The 8,181-nt window shown below is 41.4% G+C and carries 8 protein-coding genes and 2 pseudogenes; 3 read left to right on the plus strand and 7 right to left on the minus strand.

Going from position 1 to position 8,181, the window contains the following annotated elements; all coding sequences use genetic code 11:
* The 4 genes and pseudogenes from ACESK1_RS10845 to ACESK1_RS10860 form a co-directional block, all read right to left on the minus strand.
* Window positions 1-343 (minus strand): annotated as a pseudogene (locus ACESK1_RS10845) (YeeE/YedE family protein); the annotation flags it as partial.
* Window positions 344-460: 117 nt separating this feature from the next.
* The gene (locus tag ACESK1_RS10850) at window positions 461-1,360 is read right to left on the minus strand and encodes an NAD(P)-dependent oxidoreductase (RefSeq protein WP_372920202.1); all 900 of its coding nucleotides are present in this window, start codon (window positions 1,358-1,360) and stop codon (window positions 461-463) included.
* Between the two features lie 10 nt (window positions 1,361-1,370).
* Entirely contained in the window at window positions 1,371-1,514 is a 144-nt protein-coding gene (locus ACESK1_RS10855; protein ID WP_372920203.1) for a hypothetical protein, read from the minus strand.
* Between the two features lie 33 nt (window positions 1,515-1,547).
* A complete protein-coding gene (locus ACESK1_RS10860; protein ID WP_372920204.1) occupies window positions 1,548-3,089 on the minus strand; it encodes an acyl-CoA carboxylase subunit beta in 1,542 nt (513 codons plus the stop codon).
* Between the two features lie 308 nt (window positions 3,090-3,397).
* Between ACESK1_RS10860 and ACESK1_RS10865 the strand changes: the two genes are divergently transcribed.
* Window positions 3,398-3,931 carry a hypothetical protein gene (locus tag ACESK1_RS10865; RefSeq protein WP_372920205.1) on the plus strand — a complete coding sequence of 178 codons (534 nt, stop codon included), beginning with the start codon at window positions 3,398-3,400 and terminating at the stop codon, window positions 3,929-3,931.
* Between the two features lie 25 nt (window positions 3,932-3,956).
* On the opposite strand, the gene ACESK1_RS10870 is transcribed toward ACESK1_RS10865, so the two are convergent.
* The gene (locus tag ACESK1_RS10870; protein ID WP_372920206.1) at window positions 3,957-5,105 is read right to left on the minus strand and encodes a cysteine desulfurase family protein; all 1,149 of its coding nucleotides are present in this window, start codon (window positions 5,103-5,105) and stop codon (window positions 3,957-3,959) included.
* A gap of 90 nt (window positions 5,106-5,195) precedes the next feature.
* Between ACESK1_RS10870 and ACESK1_RS10875 the strand changes: the two genes are divergently transcribed.
* Window positions 5,196-6,176, plus strand: a complete 981-nt coding sequence (locus ACESK1_RS10875) for a hypothetical protein (RefSeq protein ID WP_372920207.1) — start codon at window positions 5,196-5,198, stop codon at window positions 6,174-6,176.
* 12 nt (window positions 6,177-6,188) lie between these two features.
* Here ACESK1_RS10875 and ACESK1_RS10880 read toward each other — a convergent pair whose 3' ends face one another.
* Together ACESK1_RS10880 and ACESK1_RS10885 are read right to left on the minus strand one after the other, a co-directional pair.
* A complete protein-coding gene (locus ACESK1_RS10880) occupies window positions 6,189-6,740 on the minus strand; it encodes a Smr/MutS family protein (protein WP_372920208.1) in 552 nt (183 codons plus the stop codon).
* Window positions 6,740-6,943: a hypothetical protein gene (locus tag ACESK1_RS10885; protein ID WP_372920209.1), complete on the minus strand. Its 204-nt coding sequence runs from the start codon at window positions 6,941-6,943 to the stop codon at window positions 6,740-6,742. The genes ACESK1_RS10880 and ACESK1_RS10885 overlap by 1 nt, the downstream gene beginning before the upstream one ends.
* 85 nt (window positions 6,944-7,028) lie before the next feature.
* Between ACESK1_RS10885 and ACESK1_RS10890 the strand changes: the two are divergent.
* Window positions 7,029-8,181, plus strand: a pseudogene (locus ACESK1_RS10890) (secretion protein); the annotation flags it as partial.

An 8,181-nucleotide genomic window follows, 5' to 3' on the forward strand; every position in this document is an offset into this window, starting at 1 on the left:
AAAGCTCGGTAGGCAGGTATGCTTCACCGGCACTATCAAATCCAAGGCCTTCAAGAATGGCAATAGTATCAGGATTAATCGCTACAGAAGGATCTTCAGTTAGAACATTGGCACCAATAAAACCTCCGATAATTGCACCAAGCACAACCATCAGGTTCCAGCGTTGAGATTTCCAATCGAACTTGAAAAACTCAATATTTTTACCTGCTCCACACATGGAACACATAGTTCTAAGGTTAGAAGACATACCGAAGTCTCTGCCCACAAAAATTAGGATAAACATAATTAACGCGATAAGCGGACCCGCAACATACCAGGGCCATGGTTCAAAAATCCATTCCATACTGTGTTTTTTAAATTGTTTGCAAATTAAGTGTAATCTAAGAAAGTAATCAGTAACAAAGGTTACAGGACAAATCAGGTTCCCCTTTCACAATCTCGCTTAAAAAAATATAAAGTTTTAATTATCAGTAAACTCCTTAATATTCTCCAGAACTTTTTCTGAAAGTCGTTGCCGGGTCTCTTCACTCCATCCTGCACTTTTCTCTGAAGCGATCAGGTTTTTTTTCGCCAGGCTCTTTTCTGAAAGTGCCAGCCTCGCATCTCCATCAAAGATACCGAAATTCCCTTTCTTTTCAAGCCATTCCTGAAAAGCTTTTTCTTCCAGGGGAAGTCCCAGAGAGGTGCTGATCAATACCTTAGCCTTTCCGAATATTTCAAATTCCCTTTTATTAAATAATTGCGTGTTCTTCGGAAGATGCAATGAAATAATCTCTGTTTTCCCCAGAAGTTCCTCAAGGGGAAGATATTTAACTCCTCTTTCTTCCCATTCCTTCTTCCGGGTTCTGCTGAAGTAATAAAGATCGGCCCCAAAAGGCAGAAGGCATTCCGCCAGCATCTGGCCGGTAGTACCAAGACCTATGATCCCGATCTTGCGTTTGGTTAGTTCCACAGGCATTTCCCGCCACTGCTTCTCTCCAAATCCGTGTAACAGCCTTATCAATTCTGAAACTATGAACTCCACAACTCCGGGATCGCCGTAATCAAAGATGCCTTTAACGCTTATCCCGCGTTCCCGGGCGAAGTTCACCGCTACATTCGCCGACTCATCGTCATACAGGCTGCAGGCCATTCCGATATATTTCAGCTTAGGGCATTGCTCAATAATGTATTCTGAAATCTGGGTTTTCCATGAAACCAATACGGCTTCAGCATCGCCAATGCGTTTAATAACCTCAGCTTCAGAATCCGGGTAGTCTTTATAATTATCTAGACCTACCTCACTGTATTGCTGTAATTCTTCAATTGCGCTTTCAGTAAGTTTGGTGTTATCTACACAAACTATTTTGTTGAATTTCATTTGGCTAAGCTTATTCCCAGTCCGGAAGCTCGGGCTCGTCGAAAAGATGATTCAGAAGCAATTCATCTTCCCGCATTTTTCGCTTGCTGGCAAATTCGAATTCCAGGTCTTTCCTTTCAAATTTTAATTTAGTGTCTTGGTAATTGTTAGTCATAAATCAAGTTAGTTTAATAATTGTGCTTAACTTCTAAAGTGGAATATTCCCATGCTTTCTGTCAGGCCTTAATACTTTTTTATTTTCAAGCATACTAAAACCTTTCAGAAGTTTCCTGCGTGTTTCCCGGGGCATTATCACTTCGTCTATAAATCCGCGTTGGGCTGCCTCAAACGGATTGGCAAACTTTTCGGCATATTCCGCCTCTTTTTCTGCAAGTTTAGCCGCCGGATCTTCAGCTTCCTTAATTTCCTTTCGGAAGATGATTTCACTGGCTCCTTTTGCTCCCATTACCGCGATCTCGGCTGTAGGCCAGGCAAAATTAAGATCGGCGCCGATGTGCTTGGAATTCATCACATCATAAGCCCCACCGTAAGCCTTTCGGGTAATAAGGGTCACTTTAGGGACTGTCGCTTCACTAAGGGCATAGAGTAATTTTGCGCCGTTAAGAATAATTCCGTTCCACTCCTGATCGGTTCCCGGAAGGAATCCCGGCACATCTACCAACACTAATAAAGGGATATTGAAGCAATCGCAGAATCGGGTAAAACGTGCCGCTTTCTTGGAAGAATCTACATCCAGTACTCCAGCCAGGCTCATAGGCTGATTGGCAACTATCCCAATACTTCGCCCACCAAGTCTCGCAAATCCCACAATTATATTATCGGCATATTCCTTATGAATTTCGAAAAAACTTTCCTCATCTATTATTCCGTTTATCACCTCGTGCATATCATAAGGTTTGCTGGAGCTATCGGGAACGATACTTTCCAATTGATCCCTGAATTCATCCCCGGGAGTAAATGGCAATTTTTCAGGGGTTTGCTTATTGCTTTGCGGCATATAGCTGATGAGCTGCTTGATGTCTTCAAGGCAACCAATATCGTTTACCGCGGTTCGATGCGTCACCCCCGATTTGGTCGCATGGGTACTGGCACCTCCTAATTCTTCTGAAGTCACTTCTTCATTGGTAACTGTTTTTACCACATTTGGCCCGGTTACGAACATATAGCTGGTATCCTGAACCATAAACGTAAAGTCGGTCATCGCGGGAGAATAAACCGCTCCCCCGGCACAGGGTCCCATAATGGCGGATATCTGCGGAATAACTCCGGAGGCTTTTACATTGCGATGAAAAATATCGGCATAGCCTCCAAGAGACTTCACTCCTTCCTGGATTCTTGCTCCTCCTGAATCATTAAGGCCTATCAAGGGCGCCCCAACTTTCATAGCGAGGTCCATCACCTTGCAGATCTTTTCGGCGTGGGTTTCAGAAAGAGAACCTCCAAAGACGGTAAAATCCTGTGCAAAAACATATACCAGGCGACCGTTTATAGTTCCGTAACCGGTAACCACCCCATCCCCATAAAATTTTTGTTTCTCCATTCCGAAATCGGTGGTACGATGAGTAACTAAAATACCGATTTCCTCAAAAGAAGATTCATCGAGGAGGTAGTCCACACGTTCCCGGGCTGTAAGTTTCTTTTTAGAATGCTGGCTTTCTATGCGTTTTTCACCACCGCCCAGATGGGCTTTTTCTATTTTATCCTGAAGTTTTTCTATATTCTGGCTCATATTTTTCAATAATTGGATCGGTTAACCGCTATAATTTAGACTATCAATATTATGTAAATTAAGTTACTTAAAAAAAGCGCGTGCATGCTAATATTTGAATCTTAACAAAAAATCCCGCTTCAGCAGGATTTTTTCTAAAATATAATGAAACTACCTCGATGCAAGAATACTCTTAATTAAAAAAAATAAACACATTTAAACTACTGATTTTAATCAATTTACATCAGGCTTTAACAATCAATTGGATATATAAAAATCGAAAATTCGTAATTTAGAAAGGAGTCATCATTTTTTCTAAAATCAGGATTATGATACATATTAGTTATAGAAGACCTGTATTTGGAGAGATAATCTTTGCACTCGCTATGGGTTTTACCACCTATACCTTTGGAGAGATCTCTGGATTTCAGGCATGGGAATTGCTTGCTACTTCCTCCTCGGGAATAATTACTCTTTGCTATATCATCATTGTAGGCTCAATCTATATCTTGGTCATGTTGCTTCACCTTTTAACCGTAAAAGTATTAAAGATCAACCACTTAAAACTTAAATATTATAACGAGCTTTTAAATATTGCACGACTTGCTACCCTATTGATAATAAGTTCTACCATCGTTCTCTTGTTACTTAATATTCCATTTACCAAAACAAAAATATTCTCTTATCCAGATTATTTTAAGATCTATTATACCATTATTACAATGGCATCTATTTTAGCAGGTTTATTTATAGCAATAATAACTATGATCTATCAAAGTATTCGAAATATAATTAGCGATAAAAAGAGAGAGCATAATAATAATAATGAGGCCGACTCAATAGAAGAATCTATGGAAGAATAATCTAATCTAATTATGAAAATTAAGTTCAGGATTCGATGAACTCCTTCAGAGTATTCACCACATAATCCAATTCTTCTCTAGTGTTATAGTGTGAGAAAGAGAACCTGATAGAAGGTTTTTTAAGATCTTCTTCCGAAAGAAAAGCATTCAGCACATGTGAGCCCTTATCGCTTCCACTTTGGCAGGCACTACCTTTTGAACAAGCTATTCCCTTGAGATCAAGTTGAAAAAGCAACATCAGAGCTTTTTGCGGAGGTACCGGCAAACAAACGTTCACCAAAGTATAGGTGCTGCCATCAGAATCTTCACAGTTTCCATTGAATTTAGCCTCGGGGATCTCCTTTTTAACCTTATCAATAAAATGTTGTTTTAGTTCAGAAACATAAGCTTTTTCCTGCTCCAGGTTATCCAGGGAAAGCTTCAAAGCTTCCTCCAGACCAACGATATTGTGAACACTTTCAGTCCCGGCACGATGCCCGCGTTCCTGTTCTCCTCCAAAAATAAGAGGTTTTAGCCCGCTATTCTTTCTTACAAAAGCAAAGCCTACACCTTTAGGACCATGGAATTTATGAGCGCTCACCGCAGTAAAATCAACAGGGATCTCACTGAAATCAAGATCATAATGCCCTACCGATTGCACGGTATCAGAATGGAAAAGCGCATTATGGGCATGTGCGATCTCCCCTGCTTTTTTAATATCCAGACGATTCCCAATCTCGTTGTTGATATGCATCAGGCTCACCAGGGATTTCTTTTCAGAGTTTTTCAGGAGTTCCTCCAGCTGATCCAGGTTGGCATTTCCGCAGGAATCCAGTTCCAGATACTCTACTTCAATGTCATAACATTCCTTAAGCTGATCGATAGTATAAAGAACAGCGTGATGCTCAATTTTAGTGGTGATGATGCGTTCCACACCTAAATCACGCACGGCAGAATTCAAAGCAAGGTTATCGGCTTCGGTACCACCGGAGGTAAAAACGATCTCTGCAGGTTTTACATTCAGATATTTCGCTACGGTTTTTCTAGCCTGTTCTACAAGGGATTTGGCCGATCTTCCGAAGCTATGGGTAGATGAAGGATTTCCGTAAACCTCTTTCATTACATCGGTCATTCGGGTTATCACTTCTTCACGCATTTGCGTGGTTGCGGCGGAGTCTAAGTATACGTTTTTCATTGAACACAAAATTAAACGAAATAAAAATATTTTTAAGGATGAAGAGGCTAAAAAAGCTTATTTCAGCTATTTTTGTTGAAAAGCGCACGAATGAAAAAGTTTTTTTCAATTTTCATCATTTTTATCGGATTGAATTCCTGTGACAGCGGGGACATAATTGTCACTTCTTTCGATCTGGAAAACAGCAACCTTAATCTTTGTAGTTTTGGAGACCAGAAGGTACTGTATGTAATCAATAGTGATGGTGTGAACGAAACTATGTCGCTGCAATTAACTTCCCGGCAACTCGATGAAGACGAATTGCTTTTAAGCCGGAACACCAACCAGCCAATAGAGATAGAATTAACCGGAGACAATAAAATGGTCTACAGGTTGTACGATGGGGAGATCCCTAGTGATTATTTCTGCAAGGCAGTGCCTTCTAAAGATCCCAGGGTTGTAGATGAATATATCACAACAGAAGGAACCGTGGTAATTACTACACGTTTTAATGATATTGGGCCGCAGGATGATGCCGACAGGGACGGAATTTCAAATATAGATGAGGGAATGGACCCGGATGAGGCACAGAATCCCGATAGCGAAACCCATCTGGATACCGACGGCGACGGAATCCCAAATTACCTGGATATTGATGATGACGGCGATAATGTGCGCACCAGCACTGAAATAAGAACCGGTGACGGTGATCCAACGGCTGAAGGCTACAGAGATACCGATGAAGACGGAGTTCCAAACTATTTGGATCCTGATGATGACGGCGACGGAGCGCTTACCAAATACGAAGTGAGCAGCGACGACCTACTTAATCCACAAAGCCTGCAACTTGCCGACAGACCAAATTACCTAAACCCGGAATTAACCGAACCATTTAATGAACATAACGAAGTTATTGACCACAGCATAAACCGCAATTTCCGCTCTGATGTTGTGATACGAAATTTCAATTTCGTTAGGCAAGACGGTAGCGGAGAAGAAATAAGGTTTGATGAATATAGCCTCGGGTACTATACAGTTACCGGTATAAGTGAGGAAGAAAACGAAGAGGAAGAAGTTCCCGATACGCCGTAGTTCCCTACCTAATTATTCTGAATTATTCTGAAAGAAATAAACTTCAGTAGCGCCCTGACCGTATTTCTGAAAATCGGCGTCGTAAAATTTGAGATTATCATAATTGCCCAGCAAATAATCCAGCTCGGCTTTTAGAACGCCCTCGCCCACTCCATGTATAAAGACAATCTTCTGGATGCGTTTTCGCATCGCAAAGTTCAGCTGTCTTTTAGCGGTTTCCATTTGCAGGTTGAGAATATCAAAATTGCTCATCCCCCGAAAATTATTCACCAATTTTTCAATATGCAGGTCAACCTCCATAGGCGGAGCATTCCTTTCCTTGGGTTTAATGCGTCTTGATTGGGGTTTCTTCGGAACTCGCTTTTCCTCCAGCACCCGATCCATGTCTACATCTACCGAAAGATCTTCAAAAGGAGTTTCGATCTTCACCAGTTCAGAAGGAGAGAAATCCATCTCAAAGCCATCGGGTGTTTCAATGGTTACAGAGGTTTTATCGGTCTTCACCACTACACCTTCGAGGTCGTCATCAAGAGCTGCAACTTTATCTCCGGGTTTAAATTCCATTAGTTCTGATCTTCTTCTTTTTCTTCCTTATGGTCGTCTTTTGTCGCAACCCAGAAATTGGTCGCTCTGAAAAGGCCAAGCATAATAATAACAAGGCCTGTTATTTTAACATACTGATTTGCATCCTCGGCGGCAATCGCATAAAGTAGTATTGCTCCACCCAATACAATAAGAACGGTATTAATTAACTGTGTAGTTTTCATTTGCATTTCAATTTTTACCAGAAACCCCTTATTCTAAATTCAATTATTTAAAGGGAACTTGTAGGCTTACAAAGTTAAAGCAATTATGAGGCTTTTTTACCTCCTATACCTGTTTTTCTGTTTTCATCCACTTTCAGCGCAACTAAGTGTTTCACCATCGGCCGCAGGAAGCAGTTTTCTGTACGTAAAAGAACTGGTTCTGTATGTTGAAAAAGACATTCATCTCGATAAAAACCCCAACCCACTCACAGAGGCCAGCATATATCTCAGGAAGCAGGCGCAGCTTATCCAAGGGGATAAAAGCAACAATTTAAATTCAGGTAACGGGATGATCTCGGTATTCCAGGAAGGATGGGCAAACGCCTATAATTATAATTACTGGGGGCTACCGGTAAGAGATATTTCAGCGGGTGCAAAAACCGCTGCCGGAATAATTCATGAGCCCATAGATAAAACCGAAAGTCAACCGGTACAACTGACTTCTGCTCTGGATGGAAAAGCAAATCCGTTGAGCATTTCCGAAAGATGGCTTTATAAATTTGAAGGAGGAAAATATGATGACTGGGAATATATTGGTGATGATTTTTCCTTAAACCCGGGGCAGGGTTTTACAATGAAAGGAGTAAACGGGAACAACCCGACTAGTATTGAGGGCGTTCCCAACAATCCCGGGAATAGACAGCGTTATGATTTCAGAGGTGTACCAAATGACGGGGATATTAATCTTAGTATCGGGAAGGACCAGGTGTTGCTGTTGGGTAATCCTTATCCTTCGGCATTAGACCTGAAGACATTCCTGGTTCAAAATACCGCTTCTACGGGAATCGCTTATTTCTGGGATCACTCCAACCACAGTTATTCCCATTATCTCGCCGAATACCAGGGCGGTTACGGCGCTTATTCTCCCGGTGCCAGCGCTTATGTTCCGGCGGTCTTTCAGTATTATGATGAATCTGCAGAACCCACAGGTAATACAGGAGAGACCGGAAAAATATATGGAAGGGAATTCAGCCCTGTGGGACAGGGATTCATGTTAATGGGAAAAACCAACGGACAGGTTAATTTTAAAAATTCCCAACGGGTTTTTATGAGGGAAAACAGTAGTAATTCAGAATTCAGGACATCTCAACAGGGCATTCCAAGCTTAAGGCTTAATCTCAGATTTGATGACTTATATGTAAGGCAATTGCTGGTTGCTTTCAGAGATGATGCAACAAAAGGGATCGATCACGCGATGG

This window comes from Salegentibacter sp. (assembly GCF_041642575.1).
In the GTDB taxonomy this organism is placed as follows: domain Bacteria; phylum Bacteroidota; class Bacteroidia; order Flavobacteriales; family Flavobacteriaceae; genus Salegentibacter.

What these genes read in the sequence shown, in the direction of transcription:
- ACESK1_RS10850 (WP_372920202.1), bottom strand. Translation starts at nt 1,360, where the DNA reads ATGAAATTCAACAAAATAGTTTGTGTAGATAACACCAAACTTACTGAA.
- ACESK1_RS10855 (WP_372920203.1), bottom strand. Translation starts at nt 1,514, where the DNA reads ATGACTAACAATTACCAAGACACTAAATTAAAATTTGAAAGGAAAGAC.
- ACESK1_RS10860 (WP_372920204.1), bottom strand. Translation starts at nt 3,089, where the DNA reads ATGAGCCAGAATATAGAAAAACTTCAGGATAAAATAGAAAAAGCCCAT.
- ACESK1_RS10865 (WP_372920205.1), top strand. Translation starts at nt 3,398, where the DNA reads ATGATACATATTAGTTATAGAAGACCTGTATTTGGAGAGATAATCTTT.
- ACESK1_RS10870 (WP_372920206.1), bottom strand. Translation starts at nt 5,105, where the DNA reads ATGAAAAACGTATACTTAGACTCCGCCGCAACCACGCAAATGCGTGAA.
- ACESK1_RS10875 (WP_372920207.1), top strand. Translation starts at nt 5,196, where the DNA reads ATGAAAAAGTTTTTTTCAATTTTCATCATTTTTATCGGATTGAATTCC.
- ACESK1_RS10880 (WP_372920208.1), bottom strand. Translation starts at nt 6,740, where the DNA reads ATGGAATTTAAACCCGGAGATAAAGTTGCAGCTCTTGATGACGACCTC.
- ACESK1_RS10885 (WP_372920209.1), bottom strand. Translation starts at nt 6,943, where the DNA reads ATGAAAACTACACAGTTAATTAATACCGTTCTTATTGTATTGGGTGGA.